The organism is Vibrio fortis (assembly GCF_000695685.1).
Classification (GTDB): Bacteria; Pseudomonadota; Gammaproteobacteria; order Enterobacterales; family Vibrionaceae; genus Vibrio; species Vibrio fortis_A.
Genome location: NZ_JFFR01000014.1, coordinates 37,178 through 63,579 on the forward strand (window position 1 = coordinate 37,178; position 26,402 = coordinate 63,579).

At 44.4% G+C, this 26,402-nt stretch carries 20 protein-coding genes; 8 read left to right on the forward strand and 12 right to left on the reverse strand.

The features are described 5' to 3' along the window. Positions 1-29: 29 nt before the first annotated feature. The 3 genes from VFDL14_RS12965 to secD all read right to left on the reverse strand — a co-directional run bounded on the left by VFDL14_RS12965 (position 30) and on the right by secD (position 4,059). The gene (locus tag VFDL14_RS12965; protein WP_032550933.1) at positions 30-1,121 is read right to left on the reverse strand and encodes a calcium:proton antiporter; all 1,092 of its coding nucleotides are present in this window, start codon (positions 1,119-1,121) and stop codon (positions 30-32) included. A 248-nt stretch (positions 1,122-1,369) separates the two neighbouring features. Continuing rightward, on the reverse strand, positions 1,370-2,272 hold the full coding sequence (gene secF, locus VFDL14_RS12960) for a protein translocase subunit SecF (protein WP_032550934.1): 903 nt from the start codon (positions 2,270-2,272) through the stop codon (positions 1,370-1,372). Then, on the reverse strand, positions 2,272-4,059 hold the full coding sequence (gene secD, locus VFDL14_RS12955; protein ID WP_032550935.1) for a protein translocase subunit SecD: 1,788 nt from the start codon (positions 4,057-4,059) through the stop codon (positions 2,272-2,274). The genes secF and secD overlap by 1 nt, the downstream gene beginning before the upstream one ends. A 748-nt stretch (positions 4,060-4,807) precedes the next feature. On the opposite strand from secD, the gene VFDL14_RS12945 reads away from it, so the two are divergent. After that, the gene (locus VFDL14_RS12945; RefSeq protein ID WP_032550937.1) at positions 4,808-6,568 is read left to right on the forward strand and encodes an alkyl sulfatase dimerization domain-containing protein; all 1,761 of its coding nucleotides are present in this window, start codon (positions 4,808-4,810) and stop codon (positions 6,566-6,568) included. A gap of 170 nt (positions 6,569-6,738) precedes the next feature. Beyond that, the gene (locus tag VFDL14_RS12940) at positions 6,739-7,272 is read left to right on the forward strand and encodes a hypothetical protein (protein WP_032550938.1); all 534 of its coding nucleotides are present in this window, start codon (positions 6,739-6,741) and stop codon (positions 7,270-7,272) included. Between the two features lie 67 nt (positions 7,273-7,339). Here VFDL14_RS12940 and VFDL14_RS12935 read toward each other — a convergent pair whose 3' ends face one another. From VFDL14_RS12935 to VFDL14_RS12905, 6 genes are all read right to left on the reverse strand, one after another. After that, positions 7,340-8,137, reverse strand: a complete 798-nt coding sequence (locus VFDL14_RS12935) for a CLCA_X family protein (protein WP_032550939.1) — start codon at positions 8,135-8,137, stop codon at positions 7,340-7,342. Positions 8,138-8,345: 208 nt separating this feature from the next. Continuing rightward, positions 8,346-8,843: a hypothetical protein gene (locus VFDL14_RS12930; RefSeq protein ID WP_032550940.1), complete on the reverse strand. Its 498-nt coding sequence runs from the start codon at positions 8,841-8,843 to the stop codon at positions 8,346-8,348. A 29-nt stretch (positions 8,844-8,872) separates the two neighbouring features. Continuing rightward, positions 8,873-9,385 (reverse strand): GNAT family N-acetyltransferase, encoded by a 513-nt coding sequence (locus tag VFDL14_RS12925; RefSeq protein ID WP_032550941.1) that lies wholly within the window; start codon positions 9,383-9,385, stop codon positions 8,873-8,875. Positions 9,386-9,420: 35 nt separating this feature from the next. Then, positions 9,421-9,993 carry a hypothetical protein gene (locus VFDL14_RS12920; RefSeq protein WP_152549233.1) on the reverse strand — a complete coding sequence of 191 codons (573 nt, stop codon included), beginning with the start codon at positions 9,991-9,993 and terminating at the stop codon, positions 9,421-9,423. Between the two features lie 397 nt (positions 9,994-10,390). Further along, positions 10,391-12,163: a solute:sodium symporter family transporter gene (locus VFDL14_RS12910; RefSeq protein WP_032550945.1), complete on the reverse strand. Its 1,773-nt coding sequence runs from the start codon at positions 12,161-12,163 to the stop codon at positions 10,391-10,393. A gap of 113 nt (positions 12,164-12,276) precedes the next feature. After that, entirely contained in the window at positions 12,277-14,379 is a 2,103-nt protein-coding gene (locus VFDL14_RS12905) for an alpha-galactosidase (RefSeq protein WP_032550946.1), read from the reverse strand. A gap of 258 nt (positions 14,380-14,637) precedes the next feature. On the opposite strand from VFDL14_RS12905, the gene VFDL14_RS12900 reads away from it, so the two are divergent. After that, positions 14,638-15,714, forward strand: coding sequence for a LacI family DNA-binding transcriptional regulator (locus VFDL14_RS12900; protein WP_032550947.1), 1,077 nt, complete (start codon positions 14,638-14,640; stop codon positions 15,712-15,714). Between the two features lie 83 nt (positions 15,715-15,797). On the opposite strand, the gene VFDL14_RS12895 is transcribed toward VFDL14_RS12900, so the two are convergent. Beyond that, positions 15,798-17,129 (reverse strand): MFS transporter, encoded by a 1,332-nt coding sequence (locus tag VFDL14_RS12895; protein WP_032550949.1) that lies wholly within the window; start codon positions 17,127-17,129, stop codon positions 15,798-15,800. Positions 17,130-17,447: 318 nt separating this feature from the next. Here VFDL14_RS12895 and VFDL14_RS12890 point away from each other — a divergent pair, with 318 nt between their 5' ends. After that, positions 17,448-18,704 carry a carbohydrate porin gene (locus tag VFDL14_RS12890; protein WP_032550951.1) on the forward strand — a complete coding sequence of 419 codons (1,257 nt, stop codon included), beginning with the start codon at positions 17,448-17,450 and terminating at the stop codon, positions 18,702-18,704. Between the two features lie 82 nt (positions 18,705-18,786). On the opposite strand, the gene VFDL14_RS12885 is transcribed toward VFDL14_RS12890, so the two are convergent. After that, positions 18,787-20,169, reverse strand: coding sequence for a PLP-dependent aminotransferase family protein (locus tag VFDL14_RS12885; RefSeq protein WP_032550952.1), 1,383 nt, complete (start codon positions 20,167-20,169; stop codon positions 18,787-18,789). 97 nt (positions 20,170-20,266) lie between these two features. Here VFDL14_RS12885 and VFDL14_RS12880 point away from each other — a divergent pair, with 97 nt between their 5' ends. Together VFDL14_RS12880 and VFDL14_RS12875 are read left to right on the forward strand one after the other, a co-directional pair. Further along, positions 20,267-21,157, forward strand: a complete 891-nt coding sequence (locus tag VFDL14_RS12880) for an EamA family transporter (RefSeq protein WP_032550953.1) — start codon at positions 20,267-20,269, stop codon at positions 21,155-21,157. 228 nt (positions 21,158-21,385) lie between these two features. Further along, positions 21,386-22,486 carry a Fic family protein gene (locus VFDL14_RS12875; RefSeq protein ID WP_032550954.1) on the forward strand — a complete coding sequence of 367 codons (1,101 nt, stop codon included), beginning with the start codon at positions 21,386-21,388 and terminating at the stop codon, positions 22,484-22,486. A 134-nt stretch (positions 22,487-22,620) separates the two neighbouring features. Here the strand turns inward: VFDL14_RS12875 and VFDL14_RS12870 are convergent, their stop codons facing one another. Continuing rightward, positions 22,621-24,663, reverse strand: a complete 2,043-nt coding sequence (locus tag VFDL14_RS12870; RefSeq protein ID WP_032550955.1) for an alkyl/aryl-sulfatase — start codon at positions 24,661-24,663, stop codon at positions 22,621-22,623. A gap of 114 nt (positions 24,664-24,777) precedes the next feature. Between VFDL14_RS12870 and VFDL14_RS12865 the strand changes: the two genes are divergently transcribed. Both VFDL14_RS12865 and VFDL14_RS12860 read left to right on the forward strand, forming a co-directional pair. Next, positions 24,778-25,677: a LysR family transcriptional regulator gene (locus VFDL14_RS12865; protein ID WP_032550957.1), complete on the forward strand. Its 900-nt coding sequence runs from the start codon at positions 24,778-24,780 to the stop codon at positions 25,675-25,677. 155 nt (positions 25,678-25,832) lie between these two features. Further along, entirely contained in the window at positions 25,833-26,378 is a 546-nt protein-coding gene (locus tag VFDL14_RS12860) for a shikimate kinase (protein WP_032550958.1), read from the forward strand. Positions 26,379-26,402 lie beyond the last annotated feature (24 nt).

The following is a 26,402-nucleotide window of genomic DNA, read 5'->3' on the forward strand; positions in this document are numbered from 1 at the left end:
CTGTTGATAGCCGGAGCCCACAATGGGTATTAATCAAACATCAAGATGATGTAGGCGAAGAACAAAATGAGGTGGGTTGCACCATTGAGCGAGTTGGTACGACCGCTACTAAAGCTCACGCTGGTCATTAATAGCGTTGCACCTAATAACACCATTTCTGCAGGGGCGAGGCCGAGCTGGATAGGCTCATTCATTACGCCTGAAATCAGCAGAACAGCGGGAACGGTTAGTGCAATTGTGGCGAGAACCGAACCAAAGAAGAGATTCATCGCGCGCTGTAGTTGATTGGTCACGGCGGCTTTAACAGCACCAACCGCTTCAGGGGCGAGGATAATCAAAGCTACAATCAAACCACCTAGAGCCGCAGGTGCGCCCATTTCGGTGATGCCATCATTAATTGGAATCGCGAGGCTCTTCGCTAACAAAATCACCACCATCAAATAGCTCACCAACATAATCGTGTGGAATAGATTGCTGTGCAGAGGACCGTGATGTTCGTGGTGATCTTCATTATCACCATCAATGAAGTAGGCGGTATGACTGCGTGTTTGGATGAACAGGAATACGGCATACAACGCTATCGAGGCGAGCACTAATGTCCAAGTGAGGCTGGTCGACATGTTACCGAGCGAGTCCATACTGGTGAAATTAGGCAAAACCAAGCAGAGTAATGAGAGCGGAATAATGGCCACTAAGTACGCTTTGATTCCATCAAGGTTGTAGGTCTGGGTATGGTATTTCATACCACCGATTAACAAGGTGATACCCACAAAGCCATTAAGCACCGCCATCACGACTGCAAACATGGTGTCACGCGCTAAGAAGGGGTTGGATTCTCCAGTCAACATAACGGACGAGACCATAATGACTTCGAGCAAGACTACTGAGAGCGTCAATATAAGCGTTCCGTATGGGTCGCCAAGTTTTATCGCTAGCGCGTCTGAGTGACGAACAACGGAAAAAATAGCGCTCATCACGGCGTAAAACAGTACCGCAGTAATCATAATGTAGGCGAATTGAGATAATTCCCCTGAGAGTAAGTTGTCGCCGATCAGTTTGAAAAATAGAACGGCAACGATGCCAAGTGGCAGCTTGTATTCTTGTTTGAGTACGTTGAGCATGTTGAGCCTTTATTGAGTAACCGAAGGCTCGCTAATGTCCTTTAACGAGAGTAAATCGGGTGAATACTACAACTTCCTGAGCAGTAGACGGGGCGTTTTAAGTTATGTGTCTAACCATGTTTCTAATTTAAGGTGAGCCGATGATTCAGGCTATGAATTAGAGAAATTCTTTGTTGCTACCAGACGACTGACTGTCGCCTAATAGCGTTCTTAAGCAAGCGGTAAGCACTAAGCACAGCCAGCAAAAGCTAAGGCATGCTTTGAAGGGATTCCGTTTCTTCTGGTTTATAGTGGTTCGGTTCCAAGCCCACACACCTTGGTAAGAGTGTGCCTATAGAGATAGAGGACCAGGTCCCACTTAAGATTCCGACGCACAGTGCAATGGCGAAACCTTCTAGCGCACTCCCTCCTAACAACCACAATGCAGAGACTGTGACCAAGGTAGTGCCAGATGTGACAAGCGTTCGTGACAATGTTGACACGATGGACTTATCGAGAAGGGAATCGGTTTCACCGTCTGGCTTCGCACGAAATACTTCACGGATGCGATCTGAAATGATGATCGAGTCATTCAGGGAGTAGCCCATCACTGCCAGCAACGCGGCCAACACAGTTAGGTTGAATTCAATGTGAGTCACTGCAAAGAGCCCTAGCACAATCAAAATGTCGTAAACCAGCGCAGCAATAGAGCCTAGTGCCAATCGCCACTCAAATCGGTAGCTCAAGTACAGCAAGGTAAGAACGAAACAAGCCAAAATCGCCAAGCCACCTTGTTCGACCATTTCTAGCCCAACCTGAGGGCCAATTACGCTGCTGTTGGTCACTTGAAAATTGCTGTCTATCGGCAACAGCGCTCGGTTAAGTGCTTCTCGCAAATCGAGGTCTGTATCATTGAAACGCAGTTGCCAATTTCCCTCGTTGCCTGCCGCCGTCACTTGAACATCTTGGCTCAGTGCCGAATCGAGGTGAGACTTGAGTAGAACTTGAGTGACGTCTGGCTTTGTTTGAATATCGGCGACGACACCTCCCGTAAAGTCGAGTCCCCAATTGAACCCCCTTACCGCGATCGATGTAATAGAAAGCGTCAGTAGAATCAGCGATATCATCGTCATCAATTGACGTATTTTGGTGATGCTAATTGAGTTGGTCATTACAGTTTCACCTCATGTGAGGTGTCTCTTCCCCACAAATAATTGATAAGAATTCGAGACGCAAATACGCCGGTAAATAAGCTCGTCAGTAGGCCTAATCCCAGAGTGACGGCAAAGCCTTGAATTGGACCGTTACCGATTGCATACAAAGCGATGGCGACGATCATAGTGGTGAGGTTGGCATCGAAAATAGAAGAGAATGCGCTATCGAAACCTCGGTCTATGGCTTGGGAGAAGTTTCTGCCTTCTCGCATCTTGTCTTTGATGCGTTCAAAGATAAGCACGTTGGTATCGACAGCCATCCCCACCGTTAGCACAAGCCCAGCGATGCCTGGAAGCGTTAGTACAGCGCCAGGGATAAGCGCTAATAGGCCAAACAGACACACTAAGTTGATAGTCAGTGCTGCATTTGCAACCCAGCCAAGGCGTCGATACCAACAAGCGATAAATACCAACGTAAAACCCAGCCCCAAGGCGAGTGCCGCAAAGCCATTTTTGACATTTTCAGCGCCAAGAGTTGGCCCGATTGTGCGCTCTTCGACAATGGTGACAGGAGCGGTGAGTGAGCCTGCTCTCAATAGAAGCGCAAGGTTTTGAGCGTCTGCCATTGATCCTGCGCCAGTGATGCGAAAGCGGTTCCCCAACGTTGATTGAATGGTCGCTACGCTGATAACTTCGCTTTGCTCAATGGATTGTCCTGTTTCTGATTGACTGTATTCACTGTAGACAGTCGCCATCGGGTTTCCGATATTGCTGCGTGAGTGATTGCTCATCAATCGCCCACCTGTGCTATCAAGAGTGATATTGACTTCGGGCGTCCCCATTTCTCCTAGGATAGCGCGTGCATCGATAATATGCTCACCCCCTAAGATACTGTTTCTATGCAGAATGACAGGTCTACCATCTTGATCATTGATGGATTTTGTTCGTGCGTTAGCATTGGGCTCCACATGGTAAAACGCGAGTGATGCAGTGGCGCCGATAATGTTCTTCGCGGATGTCGGATCTTGCACGCCTGGCAGTTCGATGCGAATTCGACTTTCACCTTGGCGTTGGACCGCGGCTTCTGTGATTCCAAGTTCTTCTATGCGGCCTCGCATTGTTTGAAGATTTTGTGTCACAGTCAAAGTTCGAATCGCGCGTTTCTCTTCCTCATCCATTGAGATTACTAAGCGCTCGCCAGATAGGCTCAGAGTCCAATTTGGATACTGTGTTCTTAAGTGGTGTCGAATATCACCAAGCAGTGCTTCGTTATATCGAGCAATGACCACTTCACCGTTTTCTACACGACCGCGTACACGAAACTCCTGACGAAGGTCGTCGATCACGGATTGCGCGTGAGCATTAAAGACGGGGGCTAGGTCAACGTCTAACAGAAATTGCACACCACCACGTAGATCTAATCCAAATTTAATCGGCTGAAAGCCTAGCGAGGTTAGCCAAGAAGGAGCTGAAGGTTCGAGTGTGAGGGCAACGATCTCTGATGGTTGGATAAACTCGGACATCCGAGCTTGTGCCGCGGCTTGTTGTCCGTTAGAAGCAAATGTCACAACTAACCTATCGTTGTTTTCGTTCACACTGTGAACATCAATGTTGTTGTCTAAAAGATAGCGATAGACCTCATCAGCCTGTGCTGAATGTGTTTGGTTTGAAATGTGCAAAGCTTCACGTTCACCAAATGCAGAGGGTAGGGCACTGAGAAGCATCAGTACCACAGACAGCACGAGAACGATGACCTTCCATTTCGCTGAATAATTTATGGGTGTGTTTGAGCGCTTTAACTTCATTTTGGTTGCATCTTATTGAATAACGCATACCGAAATAGCACCAAGCTTATTTATTAAATAAACAGCGGTATTAATCATGTATGAGTTGAAACTAAGGGGCCTGAAAGGTTTTCGATAAACCTAACTCTTGGATACCGAGCTAGCTTAGTTTTTTGACTCAATAGAACTATGGGTTAGAGAAATTCATATTTGGTTTTCTCAATTTGTCATATATGAATTTCTCTAATTCCTCGTAGAGATTTGATTTATTTAAAACAATGGAATCTAAATTAAATGACTGAGGATAAATCTACGTGGATTGCACAATATATTTAAACGACCGCAAATATAGAATTTGCGACATTGGTGAAGGGAAGTGCACTTTAGTGCTGAGTTATGCCGAAGGCATAGAGTCATTGCATGAGTACTTTAGTCATCAGTTTCTCGAGCTAGAAAGAATGATAATTATCGACATATCAACATGTTGGAGTGGTAAGGTCGAAGCGCTGTGCGAAAAAGACCGCTGCGAGTTAACCACAGATGTTCGGCTACTAACTGACATATATTGGCTTGATGACTTTGAAATTAAAACCGATAAAGGACAAGACATATTTCTGGAGCTTAAATCATTATCTCCGATTTAAATCCAATACTGATTAGCCAAATATGACTTTCTCCAATTCATAGATTTAATTATTGAGATTGAGTGTAATGGCGTCATCGAAAGGGACTAACCCTATATTACTCCATTAACTAGAAGAACGATATTATGCGAAAGACAATTCTCAGCAGTGCTCTTTTACTCTCTACTCCATTTGTTGCGGTTGCCGACCAATACAATCTTTCTATTAAGTATGACCCAATTGTTACGGATAGAGGGATTGTTACTACAAAGCCCGCTGCTATGGTCGACCAATTGTGGGATGTAGACGTACAATCAATCACTCAGATAACCGATGGTGTCTATCGCATTGCTGGGTGGGGCATCGGTAACGTGATCGCAGTCGAGGCTCCTGAAGGCTGGATCATCGTTGATACGGGGGACGATTTAAAAGTAGCGCAAGAGCAACGCAAACAGTTGGAAAAAAAGCTGAATCAAGAGATTGATGTTAGTGCGGTCCTTTATACCCATTCGCATTATGTGTGGGGTACACAAGCGTGGAGTAATGATGACACAGCCATTTACGCACATGAGTGGATGGAGAAACACCTTTTTTCAGACAATGGTGTTAGCCCTCTAGCTGGAATCTTTTCTACTCGAGTCGCCATTCAATTTGGGTTGTTACACCCTGAAAGCGGGCCAGATGCGTTTCCTAATAAACTTGGTTTCACGCTAGACAAGCTAGAGGGCGAAAAAGGCTACCAATCTCCGACCGTTACTTTTGAGCACAACCAAGTAGAAACGCACACAATTGCGGGGATGGAAGTGATTGTTTTACCTAGCCCTACAGATGTGACGGACAGTGTCGCTTACTACTTTCCTGAAAAGAGCCTTATGGTGACCAATGCAATGAATGCAGGCTCAATTTTCAATCTCTATACTTTGCGCGGAGATAGGTATCGTGACCCTATTCGACTTGTAGATGCGGCAGATCTGGTGCTTTCTTATGACTTTGACTATCACGTTGATATACATGGCGCTGCCAATGTAACGAAAGAAACCGCTGAAGATGCTATTCATGAGTTTCGCGACTCGATGCAATTGATACATGACCAAACAATACGAGCGATAAAGCTTGGAAAGGATGCTCAAGGCGCTGCTGAATTTGTTTATATGCCAGAAAACCTACGATTGGATAAAGAAACCTATGGGCAAGTCGAAAGTCATGCTAAGCAGGTCTATAACGGTGTTATGGGCTGGAACGGTTGGGACGTGTACGACATCAACCCTTTGCCGACACAAACCTTTGCTCATCAATTTATTGGGAGTTTAGGTGGGGTTGAGTTGGCCAATAAAATGGTCAAGCAATCGAACCAGAAGCAAACCTTGGAAGGGTGGCAGTGGTCGCTATACTTAACCTCCCAAATACTTGAAATAGAGCCAAATAACGAAGAAGCCAAACTGTCGCGCTCAGAAGCGGCTCGTGCACTTGGGCAGCGTACCAGTTCAGCCAATGCTCGTGGATTCTATATTTCTGAAGCATTACTTCATGAAGGGAAACTTTCATTCGGTGAACATCAATTGGACAACTATCAATCTCTAACCCAACTACTTGGGACAATTACCAGTGAAAAGTTAGAGGCATCTCCGATAGAGAATAATGTTGAATACATCCGTTACTTGGTGGACACACGCAAAGCGGAAGGATTGTCTTCTCAGTTTAACTTAAACATGAATGATAGTGATCACGCGTTCGGTATCCAGCTTCGAAATGGCATAGTTCAAATTAGTTCACAATTAAATTCAGGGGTGACCGTGAATCTATCTCACTCTGAGTGGAGTGAAGTGTTGCTAGGCGAAACAGAATTTAAGCAATTAGATGACTCTTTGGCAGATTTTGATAAGGCATTGACTGTAATAACTGACTAAACAATGCGTTTGTACTTTAAAGCTCATTCCATGGTGGCTGATATCTGAGCCACCATTTTTTATTCTACACTTTTCTATAGTACTGATTTTTATAAATTATCATTTCCCTTATGTAGTGATAACATGTGCGTATCATTTTATATCTATCTTACAGTGAGGGTTATCAAAGGATGAAGAATAAAAGCAGAAAAGAGGCTGAGAAACCACCGATGTCCTTTGATGCCAAAGCCATGTTTGGATGCCAGTTAATTATGTTTCTGACTATGTTTATTAAACCATTCGAAACTGTGTTGCATTATGTGTATCTGGCGGCCTTTTTATTAGCGGCTTTCATGCTTGTGTCAATATTTCAAAAATTGAAGTCAGGTTGGTCTTGGCCGGGGTTATCTTTAAAGAATATCGTGTCTGCCGCTTTCAATATTGCTGCTACCTACGCTTTCTTTTCTTTCGTGGCGTATTCAATGTCTGATACAACACTCGCTGCAAGTTTGTCACTGGAAAATTGGGAAGCTCTACTTCACGAAACATCACAAGTGATTCTTCAAACAGCGCTAAGTGACTCTAATACCGTAGTTTGGTTTTTGATCGGGGCGGCAATATTCTGGGGTAACTTAATGAGAGACTTTAACTTCTTGGTGATGACACAACACGAGTTTGAGCAACAATGTCAGCATAAGCGTTCAGACACGATAGTGTTTAAATAGACAAGATTTGGAGGCACTTATGTTCTGGCAGAAGGCTTTCTACTTTGTTGTGCGGTACTAAAGTCCTCTATTGCAAATCACTTAAAGCTTCCCCTAGAGGTTTGAAGTAGGCTTGCAATGCATTGTGAATCTTCAGGCGATGTTCTAAGTCAGGGTAGACCTTAATGTGTTTGGGGTTGGTTGTTCCAGACACTAAGTAGCTATTTTCAATTCCAGAGCACGACTCGACAACTGACTCAAATGCTCTCGCCATCATTTCCGTTGGTAGAGAGAAATAATGGCTTCCCATCGCTTTATCGGCTAAAACACTTCGTGACACATAGTCGTGCCGATCTTGCTGATCATCTGTAAGTAGCGTCGCGTCAAATATCTTCAGTAATCTGTCATTTAACGGGTGTGGAAAGTGCTCAGCGTTTTTTAACCAACAGTCACTGGCGAAGATTGTTCGTCTTTGTGGCCCAGATCTGTCTCCAATATCAAACGCTTTCTCTGCAATGTAATGATCAAAGGCATGCCAAAACTCGTGGGCTAAAGCGCCAGCTCCGGCATTTTTCGCGAGCGCGAGTTCTCTCTGATTCGGTGCGTAATGGGCCTGAACGCCTTTTTGTCCGCCGCTGCCGAAAGCGAGATTTAAACTGCCTCGCAATCCAATGGCTTTTGGGGGGAGCGCCAATATATAAGCAAGGTCTGCAAATGAGTCGAAGATCAGATTAGCGGCCAAGTCTTTCTCTTCTTGGTTCACCCACTTACCAACACGAATGCTCCCAATGCCAAAGGTATCTCGTATGTCGATAAACGACACTTGCTCGCCATGACGATAGTCTGGGCCTTTACGAGTTTTGTATTTAAAGCTAGTTAAACGCAAGATTCACCTTGTGCGATGGGGAGTTATTGGGCTGATATTTAAAGCGCGTGTATTGTACATCAATTCACGTTGATGTGGTCGGGTATAAATCTCGCTGAAAAACTGATGGTCACAACTTCATTTCGACTCTTGGAGTTTGGAAAAGAGAAATAAATGTGGGCTTATTCCTAGCAAGCTTTTGAACAGAAAAATACGTTATCGTAGGACTCTAACGTGCCAAGTTTGGGTTAGAAAAAGCATCTTGAAACTCTAAACGCTTGTTATGATTTTCTTTGATACCGAGCAGGAACCTAATCAAATCATCTTCTGCAGTTTCTAGCTCTTTTATGCCTTCAGTTATCAAGCATGCCTCATCATCAAGCCATATTATGAAATTAGTAAAATCAACTGACAGATTTGATGAATGATAATGTATTGCTACAAGCTTATTGGTCACTTCAAAGAAATCGAGTAGACCTAATTCGTATCGTTTCAATAGTTTGATTGCAACTAACTCAAATGCTTCATTCTCCAAATTGGCATGCAGACTACCTAATACCTTGAGCTGCTTTTCTTTGGAGGTTGTTAAACAAAGATCAAATAGGATTTCTTCTGGCTCTTCGCTTGAAATGATCTGCGCATCAGCCCAATTTACTATTTGCTGAGCGTCAGTCATTGAACACAAGAGTTCGAACTCAATTACTTTAAATAGTAACTGGCTTGACATTGGAATTCCTCCAGAAACATGACACCGCGTTAAGCGTTGTGAATTCGTCTTGAATGCTTTGTCAGCATTTGGTATCGAGCAACATCGAACCCCAACATTTCTTGTCTGTCTACAAACTCGAACCCGCTACGTTCATAAAACGCTCTTAAGCTCCCTCTGCCACCATGACAGTCGCAACGAACCCAAAGACATCCACGTTCTTCAGCCAATAAACGGATTGCGGTCAATGTTTGCGAGCCAAAGCCTTTAGAGTTGAATGCATTGCCAATTGCAAACTTATGGAAAAACAGGGTTCCCTTTGTATCCGTGTCTGTCCAAAAATCATCGAAATCAAAACTAATAAATACACACCCTATAGTGTGCTGATCAGATTTCAACAGGTATAAATTTTCAATAGCATAGTTGCTTTTTAATGCTTTCACTGACACTTGTTGGTGAGTCCACAAGGGTAGCCCTCTCTCATTGCAACGCTCTACCGTTTGAGCTAAGAAATTGGATGCAATATTCCAATGCTCATCTGTAGATGCTTTGACTAACTCCATTAATCCTCCTGAGATTGCTAACGCCTATTGAGTGCCTAGTTAAACGTTGGTTTGAAGTTCTCCGCCAAGTATGGAGGAAACCAACGACCTTCTGGATTTTGTGGCAGCTGATTTATTTTTTGAAGATTTTGTACATGATGTTCCAAACAATTAGCCAACCCTTTTATTGCTGACTGTTCACAGCCTTTCATTCTGCATGGTTCATTCTTTGGTTCGAAGTTACTCTGTGACAAAATATCCTGTAAAGATGCCACGTAAACTAATAGCTCATCAGGTTGTACGTAGGGTTCTTGTCGCCAATCTGCATTTTTTATTTCAGGTACTCGAAAAAGATACGGGTCGTTACCCCAATTCCAAGCTCGGCTACTTTGCCAATATTGACCACAACTTTTGCAACTCATTAGAACGTGCTCACCATCTTCTGATTTGGTGAGAAGGTTTAGAACTTTCTTAAGCTTCTTAGATTCCTTGATACGCTTTGAGATAACCTTACGGAGCATTTCTAAATCTTCAAACTCGGCACATTTACACTTTTCCACTGTGGTCTCCATTTTTACGTTTAACGCCTCGTTATGTGTTGGGTAGCTGTACAGAGAATCTACTGTCATTTTCTACTAATTCTAACGTCATTCTCTTCTCATGAAGCACGCTAAGAAAAACATCCCCAACCCTTTGCAAAGTACGTAGTGAGATGAACAACATGATAATTCCTAATGTGCTACTTGCATTCGGATACTCTTTCTCTATATCTTGAAATTGACTATCCAATTCTTCTTGCTGACGCATACCATTATTAATAACAAGCATGCTCGTTTGTCTGCCTATCCGACTTTTAACAAATTTACCATAAGCCACTAAAAATTATAGAAAATATATTTAGATGCGCATGCTATCTTCACATACAAACGCTCCGCCTATAGTCGAACACGCTCGCTGAGTTTGTTTTGAACATAAAAAAAGCAGAGCCAATAATGGGCTCTGCTTTTTTTATGGGTGGCAAATTAGTTACTGTGCGTTCTGAGCATTAAGCTGCGCTGATTGAGCTTTCTTCTTTCTAACGCGGGCAAAAAGGCCGCCAAGAATTACGATACCGCAAAGCGCGTAAGTCACCATGAATGACGTGTCACCTGCGACCAAACCTAGGTCAGAGAAGGTGATGTAAGCGCCAAGTACCATGTACAGAATCACTGCAGAGGCTTCAAAGCGGAACTCCCAAGGTTTAATGTCCATCGCTTCGTTGACTGGAAGCACGTAGTCCGTATCACGTGGACGAACTTTACCGATAGCAAACATGATGCCGCAACATAGCACGAACAATACTGCCAGCTGGTGGAAGAAGTGCAGTTCAGCCAGTGGCTTAAGTGGGCCTAAGTAATCGTGCATCGAGGCTGGAGTAAACTGTACGATACCGTAAGCCGCAACAAATACTGCCAATGAAACTTTTGCCGCCATCGCTGGAACACGCTTAGTGATGTAACCCATAAACACGATTGTGAAGATTGGTACACTGAATAGGCCTGCCAAACGCTGTAGTAAATCGAATAGGCCATTCGGTGCGAACATGATGAACGGTGCAATACCTACAGATAGGATTGCAATGAACAGACCGAATGAACGACCTTTGTTGACTAACTGTTCATCAGAAAGCTTGTTCTCTTTATCAAAGATGGGTTTGTAAACATTAAGTGTAAATAGTGTCGTTGAAGAGTTTAATACGCCGTTAAAGGTCGATAGGATTGCGCCGAACATTGCGGCTAAGAAGAAGCCAACAAGCGGTTTAGGCAGTACTTCGTTAACTAAACGCGTGTACATGGTATCCGCTTCGTAGCTTTGACCTGTCGCGTCTACTGTACCGAACATATGGTAAGCAATGATGCCAGGAATGATTAGGAACAGAGGTGTCACAACTTTGATTGCGCCTGCAAGGATCACACCCTTCTGACCTTCTCTTAGGTTCTTAGCACCCAATGCACGTTGGATGATCGCTTGGTCAGTTCCCCAGTAGTAAAGGTTAACGAGTAGTAGACCAGTGAACATGGTCGAGAACGGTACGTTAGGGTCATCTTCGGCACCAACGGCTTGAAGCTTGTCTGTAGCGTTGGTCGTAATCACGTCCACACCTTCCATGAAGCTGCCGTCACCTAGCACGATCAGACCAAAGATTGGGATCATCAAGCCACCAACAATCAAACCTACACCGTTTAACGTATCTGCAATTACCACCGCTTTTAGACCACCGTAGATCGCGTAGAAAAGACCTAGGAAACCGATGATTGATGCGATAAGTAGGATCGCTTGGAAACGACTGATTCCGAGCATGCTTTCGATGTCAAAAATACCGCCGATAACCATTGCACCTGCGTATAGCGTGTTTGGTAAAAGGTTGATAATGTAGCTCAATAGAAACAATACGGTTACGAACTGCTTTACAGACAAGTCATAGCGAGACTCTAAGAAATCAGGAATCGTTGTAATGCCTTGTTTGAGGTAACGAGGTACCAAAAAGAGTGCGATAATGATCAGCGTGATACCTGAAGCAACTTCATACCCCATTACAGACATATTGCCTTTGAAGGATAGAGCACTCATCCCAACGAAACTGGTCGCGGAAAGGTTAGTTAGAATGAGTGAGCTTGCGATAAGGCCACCGGTTAGGCTTCGACCACCGAGGAAGAAACCATCTTTGGAGTCATTTTTCTGATTCTTAACACGTGACCAGGTGTAAAACACCACCAAACCCGTGAAGAAAAAGAATGACAGTAGGATTGTCATTGGCATAGCTTTGTCCTTAAATTATTGGAATTTTGAATGTAGTTATCCTGTCAGGCAGAGGCGTCGTGATGATTTTCACAACCGCCTTTGCCCGATGTTTTGTTATGACTGACGACGAATTAGATTTTTTGTAGGTGTACTATCAGTGCTGATTCGGGGTCGAGAATTGGCAATGTCACGCCGATTTCCTTCAGGTTGTCGCCACTGAGTGTGAGTGTTTTATCTAGCCACTTAGGACGTTGCTTCATGAGTTGGAAACTGGTTTGAGGCATCTCCACCAACTTTACTTGATACTTGGCGTTGATATCCGCGCAGCTAATTCTCAACGGTGATGGCAGCGCATGATCTGGCATTGCTAATTGGCACACAGTGATCAACATTTCATCGTCACTCTCGACGCCGTAAATGTTCTGGTTCTTGTCTGCTGGATCGATACGGAAACTGCGGCCGCCATGAAGAAGGTGACGATACTCTTTATGAAGCGCGATATAGCGAGAAAACGCTTCTTTCTCTTCTTTTGATTCTTTCACCGGATCAAGCTCAACACCCATGTGACCACCCAGCGCGGTAACACCACGCATGTTTATTCCATGGCGACGATTGGTCGAGTGACACTCTGCAGGGCCGATGTGCGCGCCCATCACTTCCGGTGGGAAGAAATAGCTCATGCCTTTTTGAATGGCTTGACGCTCTAACGCATCATTACAATCTGATGCCCAGAAACGTTGCGTGCGTTTAAGAATTTCGAAATCGATACGACCACCGCCAGAAGAGCAAGATTCAATTTCCACTTCTGGGTGTGCTCTGTTTAGCTCATCGACAAGGCGATATAGCGCTTGCGTTTGACCATGTACAGCTGGGCGACCTTGATGGCCGGGCTGAACCAGTTCACGGTTCATGTCCCACTTCAAGTAAGTAATGTTGTAGCGTGTGAGTAGGTCATTTAGGCGCTCAAACAGATAGTTGAAGCAAGCTTCATTCTGTAGGTCGAGTACATATTGCCAGCGACCAGAAGGCTGGTGGTAACCTTGTAGTCCCAGAACCCAATTAGGGTGGTTGCGATACAGGTTCGAATCTTGGCTTACCATCTCAGGTTCTACCCAGAGACCAAACTCCATTCCTTGCTGGTTCACATGATTGATCACCGGTTCTAAACCATTAGGGTATTTCTTTTCATCTAAATACCAGTCACCTAAAGCTGCTCGTTCACCGTCACGACCAATGAACCAGCCATCATCAATGATGAAGCGTTCTACACCCATTTCGGCCGCTTCTGTTGCCATTTGCATGATGTATTCAGGTTTGTGATCGAAGTAAATGCCTTCCCATGTGTTTAGGTGTACAGGGCGTGGTTTGTTGACAGGGAACTTAACAATGTTATCGCGAACAAATTGTTGGAAGCGTTGAGAAATACCATTTAGGCCAGTATTGCTGTAGCACCCATACAGCCATGGAGTTTGGTATTCACCTTGAGCTTCAAGGATCGATTCACCAGCCAGTAACAGCTCACCAGCTTGAACAAAGCGGCGACCGTCACTGCGAACATCCGCACGCATTTGGTGGTTACCACTCCAACCAAGGTGGAAACCCCATACTTGACCAAGCTGTTCACTGAACCCATTCGTGCCCACAAACAGGCCTGGGAAGTTTTCATGAGAAGTACGCCCACGACGGTTTTCTTGCATGAAGCCGCCATGCTCAAAGCGTTGTCGCTGTGTTTGGAACTCGTGACACCAACGGCCATGAAAAGTCATTAATTCGTTGGCGTGGTTTGGTAAAGGCAAAGTTGAAGAGAGTTTGCCAAGATAATATTTGCTGTCGCCGAGGTTTTTAACGCTAATACGTTTCTGAACAACATCAGTATCGAAGTTCAATTTAAGCTCAACAGTCAGTTCAAGATTCGAAACGTCATCAACCATACCAAATGTCACTTGGTTTGCTTCAACTTGAGTCGATGCTAGTTTGAATACAGGTGCCCAATCGTAGCCGTCGCGATGGCCTTCAATGCCCGGTGCGTTAAAGTGACCGCTACCCAGTTCAGGACACAGAGACAAAGGGACATCGACATCTAAACGAGCTTGGGAAATCGGGCGCTCTGTTGAAAGCAATAGGTCTTCGTCTATCTGGGCAATCTTGGAACCCCAATGAAGGATCTCTGGCACTCGGTCAGTTTTGATGATCAAGCTGTGATTTTTGCTTTGTAAATGGACAAACCCACTCATTATTTGCTCGCTCTGCTATTTGTTTGCGTGAACATGTTTTCTGAAATATATATTGCGCCTATCTATGACTTTTAGAACTTAAATGCCGCTTAAGTGTGATCTAAAGCGGCTTTGAAATTACTTAAATTAGGTCTAGATCGACTGTTTTCGGGAACAGAAATTAATGTTTTCGCAAACATTTTGAGAGGCGTGTGACGTTATTGTTGAACCCCATCTGTTAGAGTTGAACTAAGACAGCAAAGAGCATTAGAAAAGACAATGAATGTAACTTTTAAAGATGTAGCAAAACTGGCGGGTGTATCGACTCAAACTGTATCTCGAGTGACGAATGGGTCAGACAGCGTTGCTGAATCCACTCGTATTAAAGTGAATAAGGCGATCAAGCAGCTAGGTTATGTACCCAATAAGGGAGCGCAGATGTTGAGTCGAGCGAAATCGACCAATATTGGCCTAGTGACACTAGATATGGCTTTGCATGGCGCCGCACTTATCGCCAATGGTGTCAGAAGAAAAGCGCATGAATTGAATTTTGGTACTGCTTTTTCTGTTGTTTCCGAGCCTAGATTATCCAGTATTCAAGGTGCGATGAGAGAGTTGATTGCTCAGCAGGTTGACTGCATTATCCTCAACGTGCCACTTAGCAAAGACGATGCTGTGGTCTTGGCGGAGCAGTTTCCAAGCTTACATTTGATCTTTATCGACGTGCCCGATGGTACTCCAGTGCACTTTGTTCATGGTGAGCATGCTATTGGAGCTTCTGAAGTGGTCAAGCACTTGGTAGAGACAGGACGAAGCCAGTTTTTGTTGGTTGCGGGGCCAGAGGCGTCAACAGCGGCCAATATTCGTCGGCAATCTTGGCTAGCGGAAATCGATGTATCAGAAACCAAAGCCGTAGATTGCTATCGAGGGGACTGGCAAGCTCAAAGTGGTTACCTTGCGATCAGTCAAGCGATTGGTAAACAACAGAGTTTTGATGCCGTGGTTGTCGCCAGTGATCAAATGGCACTTGGAGTACTGAGAGCATTGGATGAGTTTAACATCAAGGTACCCGATCAGGTCGCGGTTGTTGGGTTTGATGGCATCACCGACAGTGCGTATTTCAATCCACCTCTAACGACAGTTAAGCAAGACTTCACAGTCATTGGCGAACAGTGTGTTATTCAAGCAGTTGATCTAAAAAACCATCCGTCAAACACGCCAATTCAATTCAAACAAACCCGTATTCCCGTGGAATTAATTGTTCGTAAAAGTAGCCAACCTAAAACGAAGCAAACCTATGATAAGAAGGGTATCCAAGAGCTATTGAAGCAGATTGAGCTGCGCTTGCCTGAGTAACTTAAGTACAAATTGCATTTAGATGCCGGCAGTGCCTAGTATTTGCGAGTGGAAGACATAGACACTGGCGTTGAATAAGAGTTTTAAAAAATGGCTCGCTTTCTGTCTTTCAAATAGAAGGCGACGCTAATGGCGATGAATAGGAACGTGAAGTAGTAGAAAAACGATGAGAGCGACGCGATGAAGTCTATGTGCTGCTCTATCTCTTCGTTAGTGTAGTTCTTCGACAGGAGCTTGTAATAGTAGGCGTAGAGAACACCAATTAAACCGTAACCCACGTTAAACATAAGCCCCTTGAAGCTAAGAACTGTAGCTCGGTTATGGGATTCGGTCTGTTTGTTAAGGTGATAGCTGATGAATATGTTCATCGTCATGATGATGAAGATCAGCACTAACGCTGGAATCACACCATAGATAGACCAACCTAAGCTGATCCAATAGTAAGTCGCCATACTTGCCACACCCATGATCAAAATGAACGCCTTAGGTGCCATGCTTTCGGCTAATCGTCGACTTTGACCCGCCATGATGATTTTAAGCAGACTCACACCTGCACCAATCAAACCAAAATAGATAATAGGGATATCAATGGCCGTGTAATATTGGCTGTTCATGGTCAAGAACATGCGAGATGTATGTTCAAACAAGCTGTAGTAAAGCATGATAAATAGCACGTAAGGGGTCGATAATACCCACTTCCCCGTATTCAATGTGAGCTTCATGCTTTCGATTGTGCTGGTTAACTTGTTGCTACCTTGTGGAGTAGGCTTGCGCTCTTCTTCCATGCTGAATGCAGCATAGATTGCGATCAGGGCGACGATAAGCGTAGCGTAAACAGGAGTACGCATAATATCTTGGGTGTTCTGGGGAGCGTCGAACCCAAGAACCAGATAAACACCAGACATAAAGTTAACGTCGTACATTGCAGCGCCGACTAAGGTGACAAAAATACCGACCGTTGAAGCGATTCGCAGTTGGATTTGCAGCACTCTAGGCCACAATTCTTCATGACCTTGATCCTTCAAGGTGTCATAAGCCAACGCTTCATCTGCACCACTCGCAAGCGCCATCGCGAGTCCACTCAGTACCCGGTTTATTAAAAAGACGATAAACACTAGACTCGGATTCCCCGTAGGTACGAAGGCTATCATGGCGATTTCAATAAACATCACGATCGATGACAGCACCACCAGCTTTTTACGCCCGAGCGTATCTGCAAATGCACCCGATGGGACTTCAGCAAGCACGATGGTTGCCGCCCACACTACGTTAAGCATGGCAAACTGAGACAGTGTTAGGCCGTAATCTAAGTAGAGTAGTGTAAAGACCGGATAGTAAAAGCGAGCGAAGTAACTACTTCTAAACATCAGGAAGTAGCGGACATTACGAACTTGAAGGATCTCTTTTAGCGTCATGGAGTGGGTCACGCCTTCGTTATTATGTGATTTGATTAATACCTTTCTTAGTGTGATAGCAAAGGATTGATAAGTCGATAAAAATCCAAAATATCTCATCTTCAAACAGAAAGTTCACTTAATGTCATCAAGTGGCCACTTCCTCCTACACTTAATGAGTATGATGCACTTTCCTTCTTAAACAAGCAGTGGTTTGGATAACAGGACTAGCAAGAAAAAAGTAGCGTGATACCTGCGTTGCTGTCGTGTTATGCACAAATTTAAAAGCGTGACTTTCTAAACTGACCGATAGACAACGAGATAAAAAGAGAGAGTTAAATGAATAGGAAATTGTCGACTTTAAACTTGGCGATCGTAGCTGCTTTGGCCGCATCATCTAGCTTCGCGGCTAATTTCGAAAGCCCTGATTCAGTGGAAAACACGATAGCTCAACAAAAGTCTCAACAACTTGATTGGCGGGAGTCATTAGCGGCAGACGGTTTTACGTTTGGTGCAGATTACTTTGCTTTAAGAGTGCAGTCGTCTGATGGAAAAACAGGAGACTTGACCAGTGCTGCTTCTGGAGTCGCGCGTTTATATGGTTCTTGGAATCTTACTGGTAAAGGAACAGATAATAGCGGCAGTTTGGTTTGGAAAGTTGAGCATCGACACTCATATACGGACACCTCTCCTAAGCAATTCGCTTGGCTTGGAGAAGGTCAAATCGGATATGCTGGGATGATCGCCCCTGCGTTTAGCGATCAAGGGTTTCGTGTCACCGATCTTAACTGGAAACAGAAGATCAACGATGGCAAGGGCACCGTTATTGTCGGCTGGCAAGATGTGACCAACTATGTCGATGTTTACGCGCTTGCAAGCCCTTGGTCTGGTTTTACCAACCTCGCGTTCTCGACGGGTTCAGGCGCCATGGGATTACCAGATGATGGCATTTTAGCTTTGTCTGTTGGACACATGATAGGAGATAACTTCTATGTTGTTGGTGGTATCGCTGATGCGAAAGGTAAGTCAGATGATATCTTCGAAGGCTTCGATACCTTGTTTAACGACACCACTTTATTCACGACTTTAGAGTTGGGTTGGACAGCGTCACAAGAGCAGATCTATACCGATAATTTTCACGTGACCTTGTGGCACATGGATGAAGGCTCTCGACATAGTCTCTCCTCAACGGTTTTGCCTGATGGTACTGTCGTTGGAGGGGAGCCTGGAAAAGGTATTAATTTTTCTTGGAGCCAGTTTGTTACACCGCAAATCATGCCATTCGTACGCGGTGGATTATCAGAGGGCGATGTCGCCTTATACGATAAGTCGCTTTCGGTTGGTTTAGGCTATTTTGGTTTGGGTCAGCCTAATAACAATTTAGGTTTTGCAGTGAACTGGTCTGAAACAAACAGCGATACATTGCAGGCTTTCTTGAATGCTGGCGAAGACCAGGTGGCGGCAGAGCTTTACTACAACATGCAATTTGGCGATCACCTACAGATCACACCCGACATTCAATACATCAAGGATCCCGCCTTCTCAAGTGAAAGCAGTGCATGGGTATTTGGTATTCGAGCGAGAGTGTTTATCTAAGAAAATACGATTCCATTTAAAAAGTGGGTGTCTTGTACGCCCACTTTTTATCTGTGAGTTAATGGCTTAACGAGTTGGGTCGTTAACGCGAGTTTCTAATCGCATCCGCCAATAAGTCTATTTCCCTTTTCACATCTTCAGTTAGGTCGAAACCAATATTGATCCTAAAACAGTCGTTGTAGAGTGGTAGCGTGCTAAATAGCTGACCTAATCGAATATCGATTTTATGTTCCTCAATCAACGCGGTGAATCTTTCGAGGTTGAGTTTTGGGACTTGTAACCACAGCACCATTCCTCCTTGCGGTTGGCTTATGTTAACCCCGCTTGGTAAACGCTCGGATAAATAGTTGAGATAAGACTGCCGTAAACTAAGTAGCTTCGTTCTACGGCGCTTTAACTGCTTGGCGTAGTTACCCGATTCAATAAAGTCAGCCACTGCAAGTTGGATAGGCAGTGATACACCAAAACATGATGCAGAATGTTGCTGGCGATAGCTGTCGGTATAGCGACCTGGTAGACACCAACCAAGACGATAGCTTGGCGATAAGCTTTTAGAAATCGAACCGCACCAAAGTATGTAGCCATTTGAATCATAATATTTGGCAGGTAAAGGAGTGTGCTCTGAATAAGATAGCTCTAAATATACGTCGTCTTCGATCATCGGCACTTGGTAATGATTAGCAAGCTCGGCAAGTTTCTGTTTTTGCTGAGCAGTCATAGTGATACCTTGTGGATTCATGTGCGACGTACAAAAGATGCCAGCCTTAACGCTCCCTTGCTGCAAATGCAATTCAAGCTGTGCAAGGTCGATTCCTTCATCGATTGAAGGGATCTCGACAATCCGCCTCCCCATTTTCCCTAATAGATCCAATATCCCACTAAAACACGGAGAGCTGATGGCTATAGCATCGCCAACTTGGGTACATGCTTCAAGCGCAGCCTTAATTGCGGGCATACAACCGGATGTAATGACAAGGTCTTGAGGGTTGATATGAATTCCCAACTTTGAAAAATGAACGCTCAAAGCATCACACAATGACGGGTCGCCTTGAGTGTGAGGGTAATGATTCAGTCGACTGCCTAGTCGCTTGCTCGACCGGCGAAAGCTACGTTCGAGCTCGAGCAGCGCGGTGTCATCAATCGTCGTGCTGGATATACCAAGTGGCCCGTTGTAAGGGGAGTGAATAGAGAAGCTTTGGTGCACTTGAGAGACTTTACTGACAAACTGCGTCCACTCAGGCGTGTTGTGCTTTTTACTTCGCGCAGAAATGTAGTAGCCCGCTTGTGGGCGAGAGTGGATCCAGCCCTGAGACTCCAATTCTTGATAACAACTGACCGCAGTCGACATGCTCACGGCTTGTTGCCTCGCTAATTGTCGCAAAGAGGGCATACGACTCCCTTCGCTTAATTTCCCATCTTCAATTTCTTGAACAAACTGACTCGCCAATGTTTTGTAAAGACTCATAGATGCCAACTGTACTTATTTTTTTGTTAAAAACTGTATCTGTACTGGAAACTGTACTTGATTGATACTCTTTTTTAAAGAAGAAGGAGGGCAGTTTATGGTTAGAAACGATTTATTTTTGGCAATCTTTGTGATGGCAATTTGGGGCTTCAACTTTTCGATGATCAAAATGGGCATCACGGAGGTTCACCCTCTATTAGCGACGGCTGCGCGATTCACGTTGGCGGTGATTCCTGCGATTTTTTTCATTCGCAGGCCAAACGTTGCATGGCGCTATCTGTTTAGTTACGGGGTAGTTTTTGGTGTTGGTATCTGGGGCATGGCGTCGTGGTCGATTACAGCAGGCTTATCATCTGGCATGTCATCGGTTTTGCTATCGTCAAATGCGCTCATCAGCATGGCTGTAGGGGTATTTATTCATAAAGAGGCGGCATCAAAAAGGAAAGTTGTTGGTGCGATAACAGCACTCATTGCACTGATGGTCCTTGTTTCAGCGACCAACGGTAATGTGACGTTGCAAGGCGGTATCTTCATCATGATTGCGGCGACTTGCTGGACCATTATGGGGATGATCGTTAAAGCGTCTAAAACCACTCAAGCCTTTGCGTTCAATGTATGGGGAATGTTATTCGCGCCTATTCCATTGGTTATGTTTGCGGTAAGTATTTACGGACCAAACATCGTGACAGAAGCATTTGAAGTGTGGGATATGAATACGACGATTGCTGTACTGTTCCAAGCTTATCCAACCACGCTGTTTGGTTACTGGGTCTGGAATCGATTATTAATTCGATACCCATTGAGCACGACCGCACCGATGACTCTGTTGGTACCTGTTTTTGCCTTGATATCTGGGTACTACATGTACGATGAAATGCTAAGTACCGCGCAAGTTGTTGCCTGTGTTCTTTTCCTCATCGGTATAGGGCTGATAGTTAAACCTGGTAAGAAGGTAATCGAAGCTGCAGGTAAACCACTCACGAGCTAAACATGTGAATCGGTAGTCACGGAACTAGTGTGACGAGTAATTCAGTGTCGAGCGGTAATTGAATGATATGCCACCTTAAGAGGGTGGCATTTTTCATTTTGGTGGTTGGGTTGGCGTTTCATGATGTGAATAATGGCATTAATCTAATCAATCTGTGATTTGATTATGTGATATAAACAAATCATAATGTGATTTGATTATGGTAATTTTTCGAATCAAGGCATGGATATGTGGATCTGGCAACAAACGAATTGGCCACAGTTTGACTGGGACAACAATATTATAGAACCAATGGTAAGGCGTACGCGTCTCAACCAAGGGATCCTATTGGGAAAAATGTTTAGCCACTCTCAAGATCAGACAGAGAGCATGTTAGATACCTTGCTTGCCAATATCGTTCACTCAAGTGCCATAGAGGGAGAAAAGCTGAATGCTTTTTCAGTGCGTTCTTCATTGGCGAATAAACTGGGTTTATCAGAAGAAAGGCCCTTCCCTACCACTGAACAGACTGATGGTTTGGCGGAAATCATGGTTGATGCAGTAGAAAACCTGAGCACGCCGTTAACACTGGACCGGATTCTACACTGGCATGACAGGCTTTTTCCTGAAGGCTACACCATGTTCAACCCGGTTATAGGCGGTCAACTACGAGGTGACACGCCAATGCAGGTGGTTTCTGGCAGAATAGATAGGCCAATCGTTCACTTTGAAGCGCCGAGCCGCGATGTACTTGATGCTGAGTTAAACCAATTCATCCAGTGGTTCAACGATTCCAGAGAAGAGATATCGCTCGATCCTTTAATAAGAGCTGCGATCACCCATTTGTGGTTTGTGACTCTACATCCCCTTGACGATGGAAATGGTCGAATTACCCGTCTTCTTACCGACCTAGCACTTGCACAGGCAGAACAGCAGTCGGTACGCTTTTACGCCATGTCTGTCGGCATACTGGCCAATCGTAAAAGCTATTACGATATTCTAGAACAAACTCAGAAAGGGTCTCTGGATATTACTCCGTGGCTTGTTTGGTTTTTCAATACACTGAATGAGACGTTCGATGAAGTGTTAAAAGAGATCGATCAAACGGTATTCAAGACCAACTTTTGGCGCCATGTCGATCAAACTAAGCTGGTGGAGGAACAAGTTAAAGTGCTCAATCGCATGCTTGATGGTGACTTTGCGGATGGCATCAACACATCTCAGTATCATAAAGTAGCCAAGGTGAGTAAACCAACGGCAACTCGTCACTTAACCACTCTAGTCGAGCAGCAGTGTCTTGTGAAAACTGGTGCTGGTCGAAGTACTCGCTACCAACTACCTAAATTATAATCTTCGATTATACCGCGTTATCAGAAGCATGCTCTGTATATAAGTGGTTGCAATTTTCTGGACCTTTCTTTCTCCCCCTAAAAATAAAAAGAGCCGCAGTGCGGCTCTTTTAGCTTTTAATCAGCAACTTATTATTAACGATTTAGCGGAAGAATATCGAACTTCATGTCGAATTTATCTAGAGAACTCGCTAAGTCTTGTAGGTTTTTCGCATCACCACGTAGGCCAGCCTGACCACTCTCAAATAATGCTTCAAGTGTCGTCTCGCCAGTAATCACTTTGGTTAAATCGGCTTTGTGAATAATGATTTCTGTATCCAATGCTGGGATAGAACTCTCTAAACCTAACTCAGTCACAGGTAGGTGAGAGAAGGTAGCATTAGAGACTTCGATGTAATGGCGCTCTTCAATATCAGGGTGATAAATCCCCATGTTAAAGTTCAAGCCTGCAGTCTCGGCCTTTGGCCCATTTAGCTGCACACCTACCAAGTCCAAGAAGTTTGTTGTCGGCGTGTTTGCGATAACGTCCTCAGAGGCTGTCTTTAAAGACTCTCCGATTTCATTCGTACGAAGTTCCACCGCACCTTGCAAGTACGAGTTACGCCATGCCATCGTTTCAGACTGATAGCCTTGTTGTTCAAATGTGTCCGCCAATAATTCACGGTATTCGATATTAGTTGGCTCACAAAGTACTAAGTCGTTCAATAGCTGACCGGCTTCCTGATAGTTACCTGAATCAAAGTGAGCTTTAGCCGACTTATAGAAATTATCTGCCCCACCAGCGTTCACGTAAGTACAAGATTTATCGACTGACTTAAGTGGGTTTATATTGACTGGGTTTAGGTCTAGGTAACCCAAGTACAAGTTTACAATCGCTCGAGCATTGTGGCTGTATGAACCATGATAGCCACGTGATGCCCAGTTTTGTTTCTGTGACTCAGGCACAATCTCTTCAATTGAACGACCAACATCGCCAATTTTCACACCGTGGTTGGCTAGACGCACCGAGTTGTTGTGAAGCCAGCTATAGTTATCACGTTGCATCTCCATGTAGTGGCCGATTTCATTCTCTTCGGTTTCTGGGTTGTTCCAAACCGGAGCGGAATGGGCAGAATGGATGTTATCCACAAGACCAGAGTCTACGAAACGCATCTTGAGTTCAGTTAGGTACTTAGACCAAGCCAACGAGTCACGTACTTTTGCGCCGCGGAATGTGTAAATGTTGTGCTGTCCATCGTAAGTGAGTTCAGCGGTATTCAATGAACGGTACGCGGGTACGTAGTTTACGATTTCAACTGGCGCTTCAGCACCCGGCATGTTGATAAAGTGAACCTCTAAGCCATCGATAACACGCGTTTCTTCGCGTTCAACAATTTCTGTTGTTGGTGTTACTAACGTTACCGCTCCTTTACCAAAACCCATACCAAGTGCGTTGTCTACAATACCTGTAGCGTCATTTTCTAAAGACTGGCCGTATTGATATTGTGCGCGACGTGACATCGCGTTACCCGCCATGATGTTTTCGTCAGCCATCTCTTTGATGAAATCACCAGGGACAATAACTGGCGCACCTTCTACAAAGTCGCCCGTGTTAATGATGCCTCTTGAACCACCAAAGTGGTCGGCGTGAGTATGTGAATAGATCATACCGGTGATCTTATGTTCGCCGTTGACCGCTGGCAGGTGTTGTTTCGCGAAGTTCCAAGCTGCTTCTGCGACTTCATCATGCAGCAGGGGATCGTGGATAAGGTACCCGTTGTCAGTGCGGTAGATTGTCATGTTTGAGAGGTCGGCACCGCGAATTTGATAGACACCATCCGTAACTTGATAAAGGCCGCCTGAGGCATAGTTCATTTGACCTTGGCGCCAGATAGACGGGTTAACGGTATCCGGGCGGTCTTCACGAATGCTATCTACGTTCATGTGAGACATGCGATTACGCAGTTCACCTACACGATGGTCACCAAACGCTGCGATGAGTCCTCGCTCTGAACGCTCAAATGCTGAGGTGTCTTGCCAAGGCAGTGTTTCAGCCAGTGCATTGTTGGCTGCAATGGTATGTTCCGTTGCAGGTTTGCCTTTGTATGTCTCGATTGATTCATATTCGTTGTCGGCCGTCGCGCTGAAAGAAACGATGATAGCTAGGGATAGTACAGAACGGTTTAGAGTCGTTTTCATAGAGAACCTCGTTTTGTCTCTCAAGTTGGTATGAGACAAATTTAGAGGATTGACACATAAGAATACATAAACGAATATTAATTCCAAACATCACGATTTGTTATGTAATGAGCTATGCTAGAGAAATTCGATTTAAACCTACTTAGAGTGTTTTCCGCTGTTTATCGCCATCAATCGATCACACTCGCTGCTGACGAAATGGGGATGACTCAACCTGGTGTTAGCGGTTTGCTCAAGCGATTGCAACAACAAGTAGGCTGTCAGCTTTTCATTCGCTCTGGTAGAGGGATAGCACCAACAAGGCAAGCCCAAGAGCTGATTCGTCAAGTCGAGCCAGCGTTGATACAAATTAATAACGCGCTGGAAAACTTGGAAGAGTTTAGTACCGAGACGCCTCATAAATTTGTAGTGTATACATCGGAACCAGTGATGCTAAGACTAATGACGAAAATTGAAGCCGATAATCAGTTGGGTAACGTTACGATTGAGCTTCATCCTACGCGCTCTAATGAAGAACAATTGATGGATGACCTCAACCAGAGGCAGGCTGATCTCGCAATTGAGTTCTCAAACCACACATCCAGCTCATTCTTTACAGAGCCGTTATTCGATGACGAGATGTGCATTATTGCGAGAAAAGGTCACCCGAGGATCACTGGTTCAATATCCCAAGATGAATTCTATCGTGAGAAGCATATAACGCTTAAGTTGCGTCGAGAGCAGGCGTATTTGGCGGACTATTTCACCGAAGTCAGCCTGAAAGAGAGAAAGGTTGCTGCTGAATGCACATCGCTCATTTGGCAAATGTCGATGGTATCGAGTAGCGATTGTATTGCTTCAATGACAAGAAGTTTGGCCAATGAACTTGCTGATAAGCTAGGACTGCAAATAATACCGATGCCATTCTCGACATTCCCGATTAAATACCAACTCTTCGTCCATAATCGAGATAAGAAGAGCCCCTCAAATATCTGGCTTAGAGAAAAACTGAAATCTTATTTGATTGAAGGTTAGGCAATTCTCTGCATCGTGAATAGTGACTAATTGCCGCATTAACTAACTTCACCTCTTAAAGTTGATTCATAATGCTTGGCGCTTTTACCGTTATGTTTTAATTTTTCCATGATTTTTCCTTCCAATAGTAAGGTGTTCACTCCTAAGGAGAACAGATGCAAAGAATCAACGTAATAGGCACTAGCGGTAGTGGAAAAAGTACTTTCAGCCGCAAGCTTGCTCAAGAGCTAAGATGCCCTTATTTGGAGATGGATGAGATATTCTGGAAACCAAATTGGCAAGAGCCTTCAGATGAAGAGTTTTTTGAGAACTTGATAGAAAAGTTAAGTGGCGAATGTTGGGTTCTAGATGGTAACTACAACCGAACGTCTGAAATCAAATGGAGTAGAGCCGATACCATCATTTGGGTTGATTATTCTTTTCAAAGAACAGTATTCCAAGCCGTGAAAAGGGCTTTGACTCGCATTGTGACTAAGCAGGAATTATGGGGCAAAGCGGGTAACGTTGAATCGTTTAGAAAATCTTTTCTTAGTAGAGACTCAATCATTCTTTGGACACTGAAAACATACAAGAAAAATCGAGCTCGTTACACCGAATTGTTCAATGACCCGAAGTATAATCATATCGAGTTTATTAGGATAACAAGCCCTCAAAATGCGGATACGTTTATAAACAAGTTACGCATGCAACAAGAGCTGTAATGAAAATAGAAAGGTCAGTACGAC